Below are 19,867 nucleotides of genomic sequence, written 5' to 3' on the forward strand. Positions count from 1 at the left end.
GAGTGCATCTGACCCTGATGGTGATGCAATTACGCTCTCTGCAACAGGAGTTCCGGCATGGGCAGGCTTTAACACAACAACCGGTTTATTCAGCGGAACCCCAGGCTATACTGATTCCGGCAGTTATAATGTGACATTCACTGTGAGTGACGGTTCGTTGAGTGCAAGCGAGGTTGTGACTATCACCGTTAGTAATGTTAATCGTTCGCCGGTATTAAATGCGATAGGCGCTAAGGCAGTAAATGAGAATGTTAATCTTAACTTTATCATAAGCGGCAGTGACCCTGATGGTGATGCAGTTACCTACTCAGCAACAGGTTTACCGACAGGAGCAACATTCAATACATCAACCAGGGTGTTTGACTGGACGCCGACATACAGCCAGTCCGGCAGTTATAATGTGACATTCACAATAAGTGATGGTTCGTTGAGTGCAAGCGAGGTTGTGACTATCTCCGTTAGTAATGTTAATCGTTCGCCGGTATTAAATGCGATAGGTGCAAAGGCAGTTAATGAAGGGAGCAATCTTAACTTTACCGTGAGCGGTAGTGACCCTGATGGTGATGCACTTACCTATTCAGCAACAGGATTACCGGTTGGAGCCGCATTCAATACAACAACCGGTTTGTTTAACTGGGCACCTGATTATACCCAGTCTGGAAGTTACAATGTAACCTTCACAGTGAGTGACGGTTCATTGAGTGCGAGCGAGATTGTTGCCATGACGGTAAGTAATGTGAACCGTGTACCTGTGTTAAATGCGATAGGCGCTAAGGGTGTAAATGAGAATATTAATCTTAACTTTACAGTAAGCGGGAGTGACCCTGATGGTGATGCGGTTACCTACTCAGCAACAGGCTTACCGACAGGCGCTACATTCAATACATCCACAAGGGTTTTTGACTGGACACCGTCATACAGTCAATCCGGCAGTTACAATGTGACATTCACAATAAGCGATGGTTCATTAAGTGCTAATGAGGTTGTGACCATTACAGTCAGTAATGTTAATCGTTCACCTGTATTAAATGCTATAGGTGCGAAGTCTGTTAATGAGAATGTTAATCTTAACTTTACGATAAGCGGTAGTGACGCTGATGGTGATACAGTTACTTATTCAGCAAACGGCTTACCGACAGGCGCTACATTCAATACATCCACAAGGGTTTTTGACTGGACGCCGTCATACAGTCAGTCCGGCAGTTACAATGTGACATTCACAATAAGCGACGGTTCATTAAGTGCTAATGAGGTTGTGACTATTACAGTTAGCAATGTTAATCGTTCCCCTGTATTAAATGCTATTGGCGCGAAGGCTGTTAATGAGGGGATCAATCTGAACTTTACAGTAAGCGGCAGTGACCCTGACGGGGATGCAATTATATTATCAGCATCCGGCTTACCTACCGGCGCTTCGTTTAATACCATTACAGGTGTGTTTGACTGGACACCTTCATACAGTCAGTCCGGCAGTTACAATGTGACATTCACAGTAAGTGACGGTTCATTGAGTGTAAACGAGGTAGTGACCATAACAGTAACTAATGTAAACCGTGCCCCGGTATTGAATCCTATCGGCAGTAAGTCAATTGCTGAGGGCAATCTTTTACAGTTTACAGTTACTGCGTCTGACCCTGACGGTGAGGTGGTAACACTATCGGCTTCAAATGTTCCGGCCTGGGCAGGCTTTAATACAACAACAGGGGTATTCAGCGGCACCCCAGGGATAGGCAGTTCAGGGATATACACAGTGACTTTTACGGCAAGTGACGGGAGTCTGTCATCTAATGAGGTTGTAACTATTACAGTGGCAAATACTAATCTTCCTCCTGTTCTTGATTCAATAGGTGCAAAGGGTGTAAATGAAAACAGTAATCTTAATTTTACAATCAGCGGCAGTGACCCGAACGGTGATTCAATAACATTTTCAGCAACCGGTGTGCCTTCCGGTGCGACATTCAATACAACCACAAAGATATTTGACTGGACGCCGTCATACAGCCAGTCCGGCAGTTATAATGTGACATTCTCAGTGAGTGATGGTTTATTAAGCACAAGTGAGGTTGTTACAATAACAGTTAGTAATGTGAACCGCTCTCCTGTATTGAATGCAATCGGCGCAAAGGGTGTTAATGAGAATGTTAATCTTAACTTTACAATAAGCGGCAGTGACCCTGATGGTGATACAATTACTTACTCAGCAACCGGCTTACCTTCCGGCGCAACGTTTAATACAACAACAAGGGTATTTGACTGGACCCCTGCATACAGCCAGTCCGGCAGTTATAACGTGACCTTCACTGTAAGTGACGGTTTGCTGACATCAACAGAAGTAGTTACTATAACGGTTAGTAATGTGAACCGTTCACCTGTACTGAATGCGATAGGCGCTAAGGGTGTAAATGAGAATATTAATCTTAACTTTACAGTAAGCGGGAGTGACCCTGATGGTGATGCGATTACATTGTCGGCAACAGGCTTACCTGCCGGAGCAACATTTAATACAACAACAGGTGTGTTTGACTGGACCCCTGCATACAGCCAGTCCGGCAGCTATAACGTGACCTTCACAATAAGCGATGGTTCTTTGAATGTAAGTGAGGTTGTTACTATAACTGTAAGTAATGTGAACCGCTCTCCTGTATTGAATGCAATCGGCGCAAAGGGTGTGAATGAGAATGTTAATCTTAACTTTACAATAAGCGGCAGTGACGCCGACGGTGATGCAATTACATATTCAGCAACAGGTTTACCTGCAGGTGCAGCATTTAATACAACAACAAGGGTATTTGACTGGACACCTGCATACAGTCAGTCCGGCAGTTATAACGTGACATTCACTGTCAGCGACGGTTCATTGAGTTCAAGTGAGGTTGTAACTATCACGGTAAATAATGTCAATCAAACCCCTATCTTAAATCCGATAGGGAGTAAGTCAATAGCCGAGGGTAATCTCTTACAATTTACTGTTACTGCGTCTGACCCTGACGGAGATACTTTGACGCTTTCAGCAACAGGTGTTCCTGCATGGGGGACATTTAATACCTCTACAGGTTTATTCAGCGGTACACCGGGATTCGGAAGCTCAGGCACATATCCCGTAACATTTACAGTCAGTGACGGCAGCCTCACATCCAGTGAGGTAGTAACAATTACAGTCTCGAACACCAATCAGTCACCTACCCTCAATACAATAGGTTCTAAGAGCGCAAATGAAGGGAGCAATCTGAATTTTACTGTGAGCGGGAGTGACCCGGATGGTGACCCGGTATCTTATTCTGCAACAGGTTTACCTGCCGGGGCCTCGTTTAACACGGTCACACATGTATTTGACTGGACACCGTCATACAGTCAGTCCGGCAGTTACAATGTGACATTCACAATAAGCGATGGGTCATTAAGTGCAACAGAGGTAGTTACTATAACGGTTAATAATGTGAACCGTGCCCCTGTATTAAATTCTATAGGTGCAAAGGGTGTGACTGAGAATGTCAATCTTAACTTTACAATAAGCGGGAGCGACCCTGATGGTGATGCATTAACCTACTCAGCAAGCGGCCTGCCTTCAGGTGCTACATTCAATACTTCTACAAGGGTATTTGACTGGACACCTGCATACAGTCAGTCAGGCAGTTATAACGTGACATTTACAGTAAGTGACGGCTTCCTGACATCAACAGAGGTTGTGACTATTACGGTGAGTAATGTGAACCGTTCACCTGTGTTGAATGCAATAGGTGCAAAGGGTGTTAATGAGAATGTTAGTCTGAACTTTACAGTAAGCGGCAGTGACCCTGACGGCGATACGATTACATTGTCGGCAACAGGCTTACCATCAGGTGCGGCGTTTAATATATCAACAGGTGTGTTTAACTGGACGCCGTCTTACAGTCAGTCCGGTAGTTACAATGTGACGTTCACAATTAGTGATGGTTCATTAAATGCAAGTGAGGTAGTGAATATAACTGTAGGTAATGTGAATCGTGCCCCTGTCTTAAATGCAATAGGCGCTAAGAGTGCGACTGAGAATATCAATCTGAACTTTACAGTAAGCGGCAGTGACCCTGACGGTGATGTGATTACATACTCAGCAACAGGCATTCCTGCAGGTGCAACATTTAATACAACTACAAGGGTATTTGACTGGACACCTACATACAGCCAGTCCGGCAGTTATAATGTGACGTTTACAATAAGTGATGGGTCATTAAGTGCAAGTGAGGTTGTAACTGTTACTGTTAATAATGCCGACCGTGCCCCTGTACTAAATCCAATAGGAAACAAGAGCACCACTGAAACCGTGCTGTTGCAGTTTACAGTTACAGCCTCAGACCCGGATGGTGATGTTACAATACTTTCTGCAACAGGTGTTCCGGCCTGGGCAGGTTTTAATACAACAACAGGCGTATTCAGCGGCACGCCGGGATATACAGACTCAGGTTCTTATACAGTAACTTTTACAGCAGGTGACGGGACTCTATCAACATCCGAGACCATAACTATTACTGTAACAAATGTGAACCGTTCTCCTGTATTGAACACGATTGGTGCAAAGAGCGTTAATGAGAATGTTAATCTGAACTTTACAATAAGCGGCAGTGACCCTGACGGTGACCCGCTAACATATTCAGCAACCGGTTTACCAACAGGTGCTACATTCAATACCTCCACGTTTAACTGGACGCCGACATACAGTCAGTCCGGCAGTTACAATGTGACATTTACAGTCAGCGATGGTTCATTGAGCAGTTCTGAGGTTGTAACAATTACTGTAGCCGATGTTAATCAGGCCCCTGTGTTAAATCCGGTCGGCAATAAGAGTGTTACAGAGAATGACCTTTTACAGTTTACTGTAACTGCGTCCGACCCTGACGGTAGTATCGTGACACTTTCTTCAACAGCCGCCCCGTCATGGGCAACATTCAATACAACTACAGGCGTGTTCAGCGGCACTCCCGGATATACAGATTCAGGGACCTACAGCATGACATTTACTGCAAGTGACGGGAGTCTTACTTCAAGTGAGACAATCTCAATCACAGTATCCAATGCAAACAGGCCGCCTGTCCTTAATATTATCGGTGCAAAGAGTATAAGCGAGGGGAGTAACCTTAACTTTACCATCAGCGGAAGTGACCCTGATACAGACCCGCTAACCTATTCAGTAGCCGGTTTACCATCCGGTGCGACCTTTAATTCATCAACAAGGGTATTTGACTGGACTCCTGCATACAATCAGGCCGGAAGTTACAATATTACATTTACAGTGAGTGATGGTTCTTTGAGTGATAGTGAGGTTGTGACTATTTCAGTTACTAATGTGAATCGTTCTCCTGTATTAACTGCGATAGGTGCAAAGAGCGTTAATGAGAATGTTAATCTGAATTTTACTATAAGCGCCAATGACCCTGATGGTGACCCGCTAACCTACTCAGCAACCGGTTTACCTGCCGGGGCAGCGTTTAACACTGCTACAAGGGTGTTTAACTGGACGCCTTCGTACACCCAGTCCGGAAGTTACAATGTGACTTTCAGAGTAACCGACGGGACACTGAACAGCAGTGAGGTTGTGACTATAACTGTAAACAATGTTAATCAGGCGCCGTCTGCCTTTGCTGGTATTGATCAGAGTGTAATAGAAGGGGCTAATGTTACCTTACAGGGAACAGGCTCGGATGCTGACGGTGATACTGTTACTTATAATTGGGTACAGACAGGCGGTACACCTGTTACAATTAATCCGGCTAATACGGCAGCTTCCGCATTTACAGCACCGATAGTTACTTTAGACGATACCCTGACATTCCAGCTTACAGTGAGTGACGGGAGCCTGAATACTGTTGATTCCGTTAATATCCTTGTCTTGAATACAACTGATGCTGATAATGACGGTTACCTGAATATTGTTGATTGTAATGACAATGACCCTTTAATCAATCCTGGGGCATTGGAAATACTTGATGGTACGGATAATAATTGTAATGGAACTATTGATGAAGGGTTTGATAATGACGGAGATGGTTTTACGACCTTAGCCGGTGATTGTAATAATAGTGATGCTTCAATATATCCTAATGCACCTGAAGTTGTTGATGGTAAAGACAATAACTGTAATAGCTTAATAGACGATAATACAATACCGGGCCTGAATGTTCAGGTATCAGCGGATTCATCTGTAAACTTAATATTCGCTGAAGTATTAACCACTGGAACTACATCAGTGAATACAGGCACTTCAGGGCCGGTTGTTCCATCAGGTTTCAGGCTACCTTCAACACAGACCTATTATGAAATATTTACAACATCAAACTTTAATGGAATGCCTGTTACTGTCTGCATAACCTATAATGAGCTGGCCTTTGCCGCAAGGTCAATCCCTGAGGGTTCAATACGTCTTTTCCATTGGAACGGTACCCTGTGGGACGACATAACGTCCGCGGGTTATCCTAATATTGCAGCCAATAAGGTATGCGGTGTTACCCTGAGTTTCTCTCCGTTTGTGGTAGTTGGAGAACCATCCACATCTGCAGGTGTTTACATGGGCGCAGACTCATATAACAAGATGGCCTTTAATACTTCGAATGCAGGCGGTTACGGCAGTGTAATAACGCAGGATTCAAAAGTCAGCATTAATCAGATTCAACAAAACCAAGCTCCTGCTGATAAATCCCCTGATAAATCATATGACAAAAAGAAGAATAAGGTATCAGGTTTCGGCAATATTAATGTAACTTCAACTACTACTTCCTCGCCCGCAAGGGGAGAGGGTGCAAAGCTTATTCCAATTTCCCAAATTGAAACAACAGGAGGGGGGCAGAGCTTATTCCCTATGAATTTATCAGGGGGTGAGGGTGTGCTTAGGAGAAATTCAGATGAAACGTCCATGAGCGGGGCACTCACAAATGGCAATGAAAATCCCCCCCTTAACAAGATGGGGCATGGGGGGGTATTTTCAGGTGAAAATCAGCGGGACAAGAATGTCCCGCCTATCCTCAATTTAGCCATGGATAGACGGGTTCCCCCAAAAATACACATGGATAGGCGGGGTTTTCCAACCCCGCCGGAGAGTTTTCCGGATGATACATTCTATAAATCTTACGGTACGGATTCTCCTGTAAACGATGACATGAGTTTTAGTATGAATGACGGATTTGGGAACGAGTTCAGTTCAAGGAAACTTCAAAACATACAGCAGGAGGTCAATCCTTCTATTTCCGGTTCTGTTAAAGATGGTACAGCCTGTCTCCGCTGGCAGTATTCCGGAAAGGCAAAGGGCTTCTTTGTCCAGAGGGCGGACTCAAGGGACAGGAAGTTTGTAAGATTACAGGACTCAAGGCTTCCTGTGCTTGATTCAAACGGTGTATATGAATATGTCTTTAGCGACCACAGCATTACAGAAAACGCTATCTATTATTACCGTATTGAGATTGTGGATCAGGAAGGTCATGTTAAACTTACTGAACCTATTTCCCTTGAAAACATGGTATCCTCTGTTTCTGTCCTTGAATAGAGCCTCTATGCAGATGGTGTATCCTAAAATTATTCTGATATTTTTCTTCCTGTTTGTCTCAATAAGTAGTGTCTTTGCCTCTTCTCCCACTTTCCGTATAGAGATAGAAAAAGAGGGGATATATACCATTGGTTATGAGACATTATATGCCGCTCTTACCAAATCCGGATATACTTCTGCAGACGCAGTTGCCTTCTTAACGACAATTAAAACACAAACCTTACTAATGAATAACCGCGGAGAGGAGATTCCGATCTTTGTCTCGGATTATGGGCATGGGCAGTTCAGCTTTCAGGATTATATAGTCTTTTATGGAACAGGGATAACCGGGACGCTGGATTCCGAACACAGGTTTACAAATGAATACAGATACACCAAGACAAATGTCTACTATCTTACAACAGGTGATGAACAAGACCGCATTAGGATTAAGGGCAGGGATGGGAAACCGGTAAATGGTACACCGGCTGATATGTTCCTTGAAAAATATCACGGTGAACAGGATACCAGGTATTGGGAAGGGCTTCCTGATGGAGATGGAAGGGACCACTGGTTTTGGGATTCTAAAATTTACGGAGGGGAAGGTGTCAGGACATTTCCCTCTTTTGATCTTAAAAATAAGGCAACAACAAACCGGAATATTCTCCTGAGATATAGTTTGCAAGGTAGGACAGATGATTTTGCTGTTAATCCTGACCACCATGTTCAGATTTTTCTGAATGATCAGCTTGCCGGAGATGAAAGTTGGGATGGGATTTGGGCGGATGAAGAGAACAAACAACTTGATTTAACTCATGAGGTAACCAAATTTAATCAATCACTATTAAAATCTTCAGGGAATGTTATTAAGATAAATAGTATCGGTGTTCCGGACATTGTAAAAGGTATGGGGGCATCATGTATCGGTGAGACCGATTCTACAAAAATATGTGATGCAATTTATCTTAATTATTTTGATATTGAGTACTATAAAAAATACACTGCTGATAAGGATGAGTTGAGGTTTTCCAGTCCATCTGCAACAGGTGCAATAAAGTATAATATCTCTAATATGTCCTCAGGTGATGCAGAGATATACGACATAACAGACCCTTCAAATATCTATAGGATTACAGGGGCTATATACGATTCTACTAATAAGACGCTCAGTTTTTCAGATGAGGTACAGGATAAAAAGGCCTATATTGCTTTAACATTATCTGCAAGAAATAAAAATATTCCGCCAGTTAAATTGGCCGGGACACATATACTAACAGATACCGATAATCAGGCGGATTATATTATTATTACTCATGAAGATTTTATGGATGCTGCCGAGGTGCTTGCGTTACACAGAGAAGGTAAGGGACTGAAGACTAAGGTCGTTAATATTAAGGACGTTTATGAGGAATTCAATTACGGTATTGTTACTCCAAATGCCATTAAGGACTTCCTTGATTATGCCTATCATTCATGGACTCCTCCTGCCCCGATGTATGTCCTTCTGCTTGGAGATGCCAATTTAGATGCCCATGATAACTGGGGGTACCAGAAGACTAATGGTGATAAAAACTTTATCCCGGTTAAGATGGTACAGAGCAATATTGCCGGGGTCGGCGAAATCCCTTCTGATAACTGGTATGTCACTTTAAAGAATAAAGACGGTAAATATGACATCTTCCCTGATATGTTCATAGGGCGTATAACTGCCAAAACCGGTCAGGAGGCATCCAATATAGTAAATAAAATTATTGCTCAGGAAACCCCTCTGCCTATGGAATGGACAAACAGGTTATTGTTTATTTCCGGTAACAGCTATGCTAAATACGACCCTGATTATTCAAACCCGACTTTTGTTAAACTCGCTGACGACCTTTCGACCTTTATTCCTCCAGGGTTTGAGTCTGTAAAACTTTATGCAGATTATTACAGGGAGAAAGACCCTGCTATGAAAACAGATATTATTAATAAAATAAATGAAGGGGTTTCCCTGATAACTTTTATCGGACACGGAAGCGTGAGTGAATGGTATGCAATAAAACAACCTGTGTTTATATCCGGTGATGTGGCCAATCTGAGTAATCCTGGAAGGTATCCCTTTGTTCTGGCATTGAACTGCCTTAATGGTATCTTTCCTTTTCCTGCAGAAGGTATTACCGGCGGTTTCGAGATGCCTCTTGGAGAATCCCTGCTTAAAGAGTTGGATAGGGGGGCTTATGGTGTCTGGACAGTTACGGCCTTTGGATTTGCCTCTGATTATGTGCCTTTATCCAAAGAATTCTTCACAAATATTTTCAGGCGTAAAAATCTTATATTAGGTTCAGCTACTACTAATGCAAAGATAAGCGCTGTAACAGGTTTTGGTAAAAACCCTGAAAATCTGGATGTGTTAATACTATTAGGAGATCCGGCATCTTCGATGAATATAGATGTACCGGATGTCAGTAATACTGTTGGAGACGGGAGCACCGGTGGAACGGTGCCTGCCGATAAAAAACCGCAAAGCGGAGGCTGTTTTATTGCCACTGCTGCCTTCGGTTCCCCGTTATCTCCGTATGTTGAGATTTTACGTGAATTCCGAGATACGACCCTGCTGAAATATTCTTTCGGTAAGAGGTTTGTGGATTTTTATTACATGCATTCTCCGCCCATTGCCGGTTTTATTGAACAGCATGAATATCTCAAACTCCCTGTCCGGTTAATGCTTGTACCGGTGATAGGGATTGCATGGCTCATGATGCATATTAAATTATATTACAGTATGCTTTTATTATTCCTTTTTAAATCTATTTTTTAACCGGCGGCTGAAGTTGCTGCTGCATCCCCTTTGTCATTTCCTGAGTTAAGGTATTTACCTTATCACGCTGTTCTTTTGTTAAAACCTTTTTCTCAAGCGCCATTGTCTCTATCATTACATATCTTGCATCAATCTCAAAGGAACCTATATTTTTTAAAAGTTCTTTTGCCTTATTGAGGTCTATCTCATCTTCCTTAGTCATATTATTAAGTGCCTGCTGGGCCTTTGAACCTGAAGCATTAATTTCTTCAAGCTTCTTTAATGCATCCTTTTCTATTGTCATCAGTTTATCTTCCTGTTCCTTTGATATTCCGATTTTATCTTTCATGGAGATATAAAATCCGGCCGGGCCTACACTCCTTTTCATCATTTCTCTTTCCTGTGCCATTGATACAGCGGTAGTTACAAATACACAAATCAGCAATGCCGGTAAGAATATTGAAAATACTCTCTTCATTGTATAACCCCTTTCTGAGTTAGTTAATGGTGAACAGTGAACGGTGAATGGTGAACTGTGAACAGTAAATGGATTATTATCACTATTAACCATTCACTATTTACTATTCACTATTCACTGTAGTTGAGACATTCTAACCCAATTGAAATGGCTCGTCAATTTTATCTTGCTGTTGACATATAATTCCTGCTATAATTTTCAACTGTCATGAATTTCGGGAATTTCGGTAATTTTGGGATAATAGTTTTTCCTGGTTCTAACTGTGACCACGACTGTTACCATATAATAAAACATGTACTCGGTAAGCCTGTCCGCTTTATCTGGCACAAGGAGAAAGACCTCTCAGACCTCGACGTAGTGATACTACCCGGCGGGTTTTCTTATGGCGATTACCTGAGGGCAGGGGCTATAGCACACTTTTCACCTGTGATGAAGTCTGTAGAAGAATTTGCTGCTAAGGGCGGGCTTGTGCTCGGTATTTGTAATGGCTTTCAGATTCTCCTTGAGGCAGGACTGCTTCCAGGTACCATGCAAAGAAACAAGTCACTTAAATTTATATGCAAAGATGTCTATCTAAGGGTGGACAATATCAATACACCATTCACGCTTAATTATTTTGAGAATCAGATTATAAAGATGCCCATTGCCCATGCAGAAGGTAACTATTATGCAGATGAGGAGACATTAACAAAACTCCAGAAGAATAATCAGATCGTGTTCAGGTATTCCGGACCGGACGGCAGGTTTGGTGATGATGTAAATCCGAATGGTGCCGCAGGGAATATCGCAGGTATATGCAATGAGAGAGGCAATGTACTCGGAATGATGCCCCATCCTGAAAGATGCGGAGAGAAGATACTCGGCGGGATGGACGGGTATACTGTTTTTGAGTCAATGGTGGATTATTTTGAGAAGGTGTTGAAGAAAGGCTGAAGACTTATAGGCTGAAGTAAGAAGCAAGAAGTAAGAAGCAAGAAGTAAGACAAGACAAGACAAGTTTCCCTCTCCCTTAGGTAACCTAAGATTTCCCCCTCCCTTGACGGGAGGGGGGCAGGGGGAGGGTGAGCAACGAAAATTCCCTCTCCCTCAGGGAGAGGGTTAGGGTGAGGGTGGGCTAAGATTATTCCCTCCCCTTCAAGGGGAGGGCCAGGGTGGGGATGGGGTTATTTTCCGCATGAAGGATTTAATCGAAAAACACGGGCTTACTGAGGAAGAGTTCCAGAGGATTGTGAAAATCCTCGGGAGGGAACCTAATCTTCTGGAGCTTGGTATATTCTCTGTCATGTGGAGTGAACATTGCAGTTATAAGAGTTCACGTGTCCATCTGAAAAAGTTTCCTACAACAGGTGCAAGGGTTCTGCAGGGTCCCGGAGAAAATGCCGGGGCCATTGATATAGGAGACGGTCTTGCAGCAGTCTTCAAGATGGAGAGCCATAATCACCCATCATTCATTGAGCCGTATCAGGGGGCTGCTACAGGTGTCGGTGGTATCCTGAGGGATATTTTTACAATGGGTGCCCGTCCTGTTGCCTTACTTGATTCACTCCGTTTCGGTGAGCTTTCACTTCCCAATAACAAACACCTCTTCTCAGGCGTTGTAAGCGGTATCTCAGGATACGGCAATTGTATGGGCATACCTACGATAGGCGGGGAGATTTATTTTGACGAGATTTATAACAAGAATAATCTGGTGAATGTATTTGCACTCGGGATAGTCAAGAAGGACAGAATATTTAAAGGGGTGGCCAAGGGAGTCGGCAATCCTATCATATACGTTGGTTCTAAAACCGGCAGGGATGGAATCCACGGTGCAACAATGGCGTCTGATTCATTTGATGAGACAACAGAGGCAAAGCGTCCTACTGTGCAGGTCGGCGACCCGTTTACAGAAAAACTATTGCTTGAGGCATGTCTTGAGGTGATGAATTCGGATCTTATAGTCGGTATTCAGGATATGGGGGCCGCAGGTCTTACAAGCTCATCATGCGAAATGGCGGGCAGGGCCGGCACAGGCATTGACCTTTATATGGACAGGGTGCCGATGAGAGAGTCCGGCATGACACCTTATGAGATAATGCTTTCTGAGTCTCAGGAGAGGATGCTTATTGTTACTGAGAAAGGTAAAGAAGCAGAGGTTATCAATATATTTACAAAATGGGATCTGGATGCAGTAACGATAGGTGAAGTTACGGATACGAAAAAAGTTCGTATCTTTGAAAGGGGTAACTTAGTTGCTGATATACCGGCTGATGCACTTACTGAAGAGGCGCCGGTATACAACAGGCCTGTCTCACCACCCCCCTATCTTGAGATAGTCCGTGACCTTGATGTTGAGAATATTCCTGTTCCTTCGGATTTAGATGCTGTACTTCTGAAGCTGCTCTCTTCTCCAACGATCTCATCAAAAGAGTGGGTCTACAGACAGTATGACCATACAGTCAGGACGGATACAATTGTACTCCCCGGGTCTGATGCAGCAGTTATAAGGGTTAAGGGGGCAAACAAGGCTATTGCAATGACTACTGATTGCAACAGCCGCTACTGTTTTGCAGACCCTTTTACAGGTGCGGCAATAGCGGTTGCAGAGGCCGCAAGGAATATTGTATGCGGCGGCGGTGAACCCGCGGCAATAACAGACTGTCTCAATTTTGGTAATCCTGAAAAGCCTGAGATAATGTGGCAGTTTCAGCAGGCAGTCGAGGGTATCTCTGCTGTGTGCCGCAGCTTTAATATCCCGGTTATCAGCGGTAATGTGAGTTTATATAATGAAACAAATGATATCTCTATCTATCCAACACCGGTTATAGGTATGGCAGGAATCATTGAAGATGCCTCAAAACGGATGACGCAGTATTTTAAAAAGGAAGGTGATATAATAATACTTCTCGGTGAGAATAGGGAAGAAATCGGTATGAGTGAGTATCTGAAAGAGATACATTATAAGATACGGGGTGTTCCGCCTCAGCTTGACCTTGAATTGGAGAAGAAGGTTCAGGATATGTGTCTTGCAGGGATAAGAGAAGGGTTAATAAAATCAGCACATGACACATCTGAGGGCGGACTTGCAATAGCCCTTGCTGAATCCTGCATAACGGCTGAGGGAAAAAACAAGGGTGCGGAAGTGGAATTGGATGATGATATACGGCCCGATGCCTTATTATTTGGAGAGACACAGTCCCGTATTATTATTACTGTTGAAAAGGAAAGTGCAGACCGACTTAAAGATATGGCAGCAGAAAAGAATGTCCCTGTCAAGATAATCGGTAAAGTCGGCGGTGCAATGCTTATAATCAAACACAACTCGAAAGTACTGATTACTACAACAGTACAGGAAATGTCGGATGCATGGCGAAAGGCGATTCCATCGCATCTTGGAGAATGAAAAGAAGAAGTCAGAAGTTAGAAGTAAGAAGTAAGACAAGACAAGATTCCCTTTTCCAACCTAAAATTCCCCCTCCCTTGAAGGGAGGGGGGAGGGTGGGGGTGGGCTATGGAGATTTTCGGATGTTGAATTCATGGAGAACTAACTAATATGTGCGGCATATTTGGAATATACAATCATCCTGAGGCAGCTAATCTTGTGTACCTTGGGCTTCACGGATTACAGCACAGGGGGCAGGAAGGCTCAGGCATTGTTTCCTCTGATGGCACCAACATATACTGTGAGAAGGGGATGGGGCTTGTTTCAGAGATATTTAAGGGTTCTGCCCTTTCCAGACTTAAAGGCCACATTGCAATAGGTCATAACAGGTATTCCACTTACGGGGCAAGCGTAATAGAGAATGTACAGCCTATAGTTGTGAATTACGCACTCGGGACAATGGCCCTTGCACACAACGGAAACCTTGTTAATGCAGGCTTTTTGCGAAGTGAGCTTGAGGCGTATGGTTCTATCTTTCAGTCTTCGATAGACAGCGAGGTTATTGTGCATCTAATCGCAGTGTCGAAAGAGCGAACACTACTTGACAGAGTTATAGGTGCATTGAAAAGGGTAAGAGGTGCATACTCCCTTCTGATTTCTACTGACAAGGAATTGATCGGTATAAGGGACTCTTATGGATTCCGCCCGCTTTCGCTCGGGGAGCTTGATGGGGCTTATGTCCTGACATCAGAGACAACCACATTGGGGCTGGTCGGTGCAAGGTTTGTGAGGGACTTATTGCCGGGAGAGATTGTTGTAATTAATGAAAACGGGGTCAACTCTTACATGCCTTTTCAAAGGACAAAGGAGGCTATGTGCGTATTTGAGCATATATACTTTGCGCGTCCTGACAGTTGTTTGTTCGGAGAAAGTGTGAATCTGGTTCGTAAGAAGATGGGCATGGTTATGGCTAAGGAGTCTTATGTGGACGCAGATGTTGTTATCCCAGTCCCGGATTCCGGTGTGCCTGCTGCACTTGGATTTGCAGAGGGGAGCGGTATTCCGTATGATAACGGACTTATCAGAAGTCATTACGTCGGGAGGACGTTTATAGAACCCAAGCAGACGATAAGAAATTTCGGCGTCAGGCTTAAGCTAAGCCCTGTAAAAGAGATATTAAACGGCAAGAGGGTAGTGGTGATTGATGATTCTATTGTAAGGGGTACTACCAGCCGCAAAATTGTTTCAATGATAAGGGACGCAGGCGCCCGTGAGGTGCACATGCGTATCGCATCCCCGCCTGTTAAGTTTCCTTGTTATTATGGTATTGATACACCTGTAAGGAAGGAATTGATTGCATCAAAGATGACTGTAGATGATATTTGCAGACATCTTACTGCTGACACACTGAGCTACCTCAGCATAGAAGGGATGTTAAGCGCCCTTGATACCTCTCCTGATAAATTCTGCACAGCATGTTTTAACGGCGAATATCCCATCCCATTTACTGAAGAAGAGATCAAACAGCTTGGCCTCTTTGAAGCCTCTTTATGTTCAGGGTAATGAAGGACTGAAATACTTCGGGTGAACTTTCATGAGAGGGGCGCTCACAAAGGGGGATGAAAATGAGTGGGACAAGAATGTCCCACCTATCCTTGATCTATATCTGGATAGGCGGGGTTTTCTAACCCCGCCGGAAGGGATTTTCGGATGAATGAAAAAAGAAAATTTCTGAGGGCGTCCATCGCCCTCTCTGTCAGGGTTAAGGATGCGGATGGGACGGATATTGATGCCTTCACAGGCAGTCTAAGTGCGGGCGGCGTATTCCTCGAGACATTTAAACCCCTGCCTGTTGACCATGAATTGACAATTGAGATGCACCTGCCTGGTCTTGAGGAAAAGACATTACTTTCAGGTAAAGTGGTCTGGAACAGGGCGGTATATCTGGATGAGTATCCTCCGGGTATGGGGGTAAAGTTTATCAATATAGTGAGGAAGGACCAAGTCAGGATTAATAATATTGTTCAGAAGATCCTTGAGGGCAGAGAGGAAGATTTTTGAAGCAGAAGAGTATTTTTTTATGTCAGTCCTGCGGCTACAGTTCTCCCGGTTGGATGGGGCGGTGTCCTGATTGCGGTGAATGGAACACAATGGTTGAAGAGAGTGTCAGACCGGTTTCGCATAAAGACAGACCTGCTTCTTCCGGGGCTGTCCCTCTTCCGATTGAAGAAGTCCAATATGATGAAACTTCGAGATTTATTACCGGTATAGGTGAATTTGACAGGGTACTTGGCGGCGGGATTGTCCCCGGTTCAGTAGTGCTAATAGGGGGTGACCCCGGCATCGGCAAGTCCACCCTCCTTCTTCAGGTTGCTGAAAGAGTGGCTTCTAATACCGGCGGTTCAGGAAGCGGGGTGCTCTATGTCTCCGGTGAAGAATCACCATCACAGATTAAGATGCGGGCAGAGAGGCTTGGTGTTAAATCAAAAGGGCTGTATCTCCTTGCTGAGACCTCTGTTGAGGAGATACTCTCATCTGCACAGAAGACCCAATATAATGCACTCATAGTTGATTCCATTCAGACCGTTTTTACAGGACAGATAACATCAGCACCGGGGAGTGTAAGCCAGGTTCGTGAGGTCTCCTCCATACTTATGAATTATGCCAAAAAGAATTCCATACCTGTCTTCATTGTCGGGCATGTAACAAAAGACGGTTCAATAGCAGGGCCAAGGGTGCTGGAGCACATTGTGGATACAGTCCTTTACTTTGAAGGGGACAGGGAACATCAGTGCAGGATTTTAAGGGCAGTAAAGAATCGTTTTGGTTCAACCCATGAGATTGGCGTGTTTGAGATGAAGGAAGATGGGCTGAATGAAATCTCCAATCCATCAAGCCTCTTTTTATCAGAGAGGACATTCGGTTCAGCAGGCTCGGTTGTAGTGTCAAGCATGGAAGGGACACGTCCAATCCTGACAGAGGTACAGGCATTGGTTACGCCCACACCCTTCGGAATACCCAAAAGAGAGGTCATTGGCGTGGATTATAACAGGCTCTTATTGCTCGTCGCTGTGCTTGATAAAAGGGTCGGCCTGCATATTCAGGGGCAGGATATATTTGTGAATGTAGTCGGCGGGCTTGAATTGTCTGAACCGGCGGTTGACCTCGGCGTGATAGCAACATTATCATCAAGTTTCAGAGAGGTCCCTGTTGACCCGTACACAGTAATCTTTGGAGAGGTAGGACTTTCAGGAGAAGTCAGAGGCGTGACCTCTGCAGAGCTAAGGGTAAAGGATGCGGCAAAATTAGGATTCAAACGATGCGTTATGCCTGAGAGGAACGCCGGACAGATAAATATAGACTCTATAGAGATAATCGGAGTACCGACGGTAAGGAAGGCGATTGATGTGTTGTTTGGATGAGATAGACAGAAGGCTGAAGGCTGAAGACTGAAGGTAGAAGCAAGAAGTCAGAAGTAAGAATTTAGAAATAAGAAGTTATATCCCACTTTTTATTTATATTCCCCCTCCCTTGACGGGAGGGGGTTAGGGGGAGGGTGAGCTACGGAGATTTTCGTATGACATTTAGCAGAAAACTAATTTTCGGCGTAATCCTGTTCCTTCTTCCGCTTATCCTTGCCTCCTGCGGCAGTATTAAATCCTACGATACCATCAGGGTGATTACAGATAACAGTTTCATTGATTCACTGAAGAATAAGTCTGATAGTGTCAAATCAATCAATGCGGAGTTAGACATCATACCATCTACACTTAAAGCCCCAAGTATCGGAGCTTATATGTCCTATAACAAAGAGGGATTTTTCAGGCTTGCAGGACTGTCTCCAAATGGATTCTCATTATTTGATTTTCAAAGCCAGGATGACAAGTTCACCCTATCACTTTCAAACAGGCTCGAAATAAGCGGCGACCTGAACGAATTCAGAAATGGATTCAAGACCCTTGCCGGTAGGGAACTCCCTGTTGAACCAGACATGATTAAGGAGACGATAGATTTTTATGGCATTAATCAAGATGATGATACCACTTTTTTAATAGAAGAACTCAGGGATTCATACATCCTGACTCAGTTAAAACATGATGACAAAATATCATATCCGTTACGGCGGTGGTGGCTTGACAAGGATGATAAAACAATCTTACGCAAAGAGGTATTCTCAAGAAATCCGGATAAAAAGGGAGAAATACTTCTGGAGGCAGTGTACGGAGACTTCAGGATTATTGATAATGTCCAGACCCCTTTTGACATCTCCATAAGGGAAAAAAAGGGTAAGAAACTTTTGAACATGAAGTTTACAAAAGTCGAATACAATAAGTAACAATTCCCTCCCCTTCAAGGGGAGGGTCAGGGTGGGGATGGGGTTGTTTGCCGTTGAAACCTCTTATAGCTATAACCGCAACAATAGAAGAACTCAGAAATAAACAGCAGATAACCATTCCATCAGCTTATTCAAAGGCTGTTGAGGATGCAGGCGGTATTCCAGTAATACTCCCTATATTAAGCGGCAAAGAAAATATAACATCTATCGCCGGTTCTTTTGACGGCTTTGTATTCAGCGGCGGTGATGATATAAGACCATCTTATTATGGCGAAGAACTGTTACCGCATTTAATTGATACAGAGCTGTCACCTGATGAAAGAACAGACTTTGAGGTCGCCCTATTAAAAGAGGTTATGCTGCTTAAAAAGCCTGTATTCGGAATCTGCCTCGGAATGCAGCTTATAAATGTAGCATTGGGAGGCAGCCTGATTCAGGACATCCCAACACAAGTAACAAATCCTTTAAACCACAGGCAGCCTCACAGTATAGAGATTAAAGAAGGTTCACTTCTTTATCGTATCTTAGGGATTATCCCCCCTCCCCAGGTTGGAATGAAGGGAGAGGGGCAGGATAACACTAAGAATTCCCTCCCCTTCAAGGGGAGGGTCAGGGTGGGGATGGGGTTTTTCCCGACCAACCCAGCAAAAATCTCAATTATCAGCCATCACCACCAGTCTGTTAAATTACTTGGTAAAGACATACTTATAAGTGCCGTTTCCAATGACGGAGTCATTGAGGCAATAGAACTCCCTGAGTATCCATTCTTACTTGGAGTACAGTGGCATCCTGAGAGGGAACTGGAAAGCTATTATACGAATAGACTGTTTAAGTCATTTGTAGAAGCCTGTTGAAATATTATTAGAATCCTTGATTTATTCGGGTTTATTTGTGTTCATTAAATCAAAGATATATAATGGCCTGCATGAAGAGAGCCATTGTATTATTATTTCTCCTGTTATGCTTATCTGCTGTTCCTTCCATTGCCGGACATTACCCTGATATTGAAAAAAAATATCCTGCTGATTCATACCTGATTGGTATAGGAGAGGTCACAACCATTATTGCAGAAGGGAGTGCAGTTCTTGGCGATAAGGTGTCTGCAGTGGAAGCCCCCATCTTTCAGAATAATGATGAAATAGTAATCAGGGTTACTGCAAATGAGCCTTCGTTCATAAACCTTTTCAGTGTAGACCAGTATGGCAGGGTTATGAAACTTTATCCAAACGATTTAATCAAACCAGAGACTATACCCGCCGGAAAAGAGTTCCTCTTTCCTGAAAAGCCCCTTAGGGTCTGTCATAAAATAACCTATACATTTATGCATCTCATCTTCCGGCCATCTTTGTGTGCTCCTCAATCGCAACCCCTCAGCGTAGATTCAACTACGCCTTCGGGTTTGCTCAATCGGTCGCACTCAAACCTGA

At 43.8% G+C, this 19,867-nt stretch carries 11 protein-coding genes; 10 read left to right on the top strand and 1 reads right to left on the bottom strand.

The window, feature by feature from the left end; genetic code table 11:
• Positions 1-7,510, top strand: a 7,510-nt coding sequence (locus tag HZA08_09880) for a tandem-95 repeat protein (protein MBI5193734.1), incomplete at its 5' end; no start/stop codon positions are given.
• A 13-nt stretch (positions 7,511-7,523) separates the two neighbouring features.
• Complete coding sequence (locus HZA08_09885) at positions 7,524-10,286, top strand: hypothetical protein (GenBank protein MBI5193735.1); 2,763 nt, start codon at positions 7,524-7,526, stop codon at positions 10,284-10,286.
• Here the strand turns inward: HZA08_09885 and HZA08_09890 are convergent.
• Entirely contained in the window at positions 10,276-10,743 is a 468-nt protein-coding gene (locus HZA08_09890; GenBank protein MBI5193736.1) for a hypothetical protein, read from the bottom strand. The genes HZA08_09885 and HZA08_09890 overlap by 11 nt on opposite strands.
• Positions 10,744-10,950: 207 nt before the next feature.
• Between HZA08_09890 and purQ the strand changes: the two genes are divergently transcribed.
• The 8 genes from purQ to HZA08_09930 form a co-directional block, all read left to right on the top strand.
• On the top strand, positions 10,951-11,676 hold the full coding sequence (gene purQ / locus HZA08_09895) for a phosphoribosylformylglycinamidine synthase subunit PurQ (protein ID MBI5193737.1): 726 nt from the start codon (positions 10,951-10,953) through the stop codon (positions 11,674-11,676).
• A 241-nt stretch (positions 11,677-11,917) separates the two neighbouring features.
• Positions 11,918-14,125: a phosphoribosylformylglycinamidine synthase subunit PurL gene (purL, locus tag HZA08_09900; GenBank protein MBI5193738.1), complete on the top strand. Its 2,208-nt coding sequence runs from the start codon at positions 11,918-11,920 to the stop codon at positions 14,123-14,125.
• 150 nt (positions 14,126-14,275) lie between these two features.
• On the top strand, positions 14,276-15,667 hold the full coding sequence (locus HZA08_09905; protein ID MBI5193739.1) for an amidophosphoribosyltransferase: 1,392 nt from the start codon (positions 14,276-14,278) through the stop codon (positions 15,665-15,667).
• Positions 15,668-15,814: 147 nt separating this feature from the next.
• Complete coding sequence (locus HZA08_09910; protein MBI5193740.1) at positions 15,815-16,165, top strand: PilZ domain-containing protein; 351 nt, start codon at positions 15,815-15,817, stop codon at positions 16,163-16,165.
• On the top strand, positions 16,162-17,526 hold the full coding sequence (radA, locus tag HZA08_09915; protein MBI5193741.1) for a DNA repair protein RadA: 1,365 nt from the start codon (positions 16,162-16,164) through the stop codon (positions 17,524-17,526). The genes HZA08_09910 and radA overlap by 4 nt, the downstream gene beginning before the upstream one ends.
• 134 nt (positions 17,527-17,660) lie before the next feature.
• Entirely contained in the window at positions 17,661-18,440 is a 780-nt protein-coding gene (locus tag HZA08_09920; protein ID MBI5193742.1) for a hypothetical protein, read from the top strand.
• A 47-nt stretch (positions 18,441-18,487) separates the two neighbouring features.
• The gene (locus HZA08_09925) at positions 18,488-19,294 is read left to right on the top strand and encodes a gamma-glutamyl-gamma-aminobutyrate hydrolase family protein (protein MBI5193743.1); all 807 of its coding nucleotides are present in this window, start codon (positions 18,488-18,490) and stop codon (positions 19,292-19,294) included.
• Positions 19,295-19,365: 71 nt separating this feature from the next.
• On the top strand, positions 19,366-19,867 hold a 502-nt coding region (locus HZA08_09930; GenBank protein ID MBI5193744.1), incomplete at its 3' end, for a DUF4384 domain-containing protein.

It is taken from the genome of Nitrospirota bacterium (assembly GCA_016212215.1).
Taxonomy (GTDB): domain Bacteria; phylum Nitrospirota; class 9FT-COMBO-42-15; order HDB-SIOI813; family HDB-SIOI813; genus JACRGV01.

Bases quoted from the DNA above. Each gene is read 5' to 3' on its own strand.
- HZA08_09885 (MBI5193735.1), top strand. From the start codon at position 7,524: ATGGTGTATCCTAAAATTATTCTGATATTTTTCTTCCTGTTTGTCTCA.
- HZA08_09890 (MBI5193736.1), bottom strand. From the start codon at position 10,743: ATGAAGAGAGTATTTTCAATATTCTTACCGGCATTGCTGATTTGTGTA.
- purQ (MBI5193737.1), top strand. From the start codon at position 10,951: ATGAATTTCGGGAATTTCGGTAATTTTGGGATAATAGTTTTTCCTGGT.
- purL (MBI5193738.1), top strand. From the start codon at position 11,918: ATGAAGGATTTAATCGAAAAACACGGGCTTACTGAGGAAGAGTTCCAG.
- HZA08_09905 (MBI5193739.1), top strand. From the start codon at position 14,276: ATGTGCGGCATATTTGGAATATACAATCATCCTGAGGCAGCTAATCTT.
- HZA08_09910 (MBI5193740.1), top strand. From the start codon at position 15,815: ATGAATGAAAAAAGAAAATTTCTGAGGGCGTCCATCGCCCTCTCTGTC.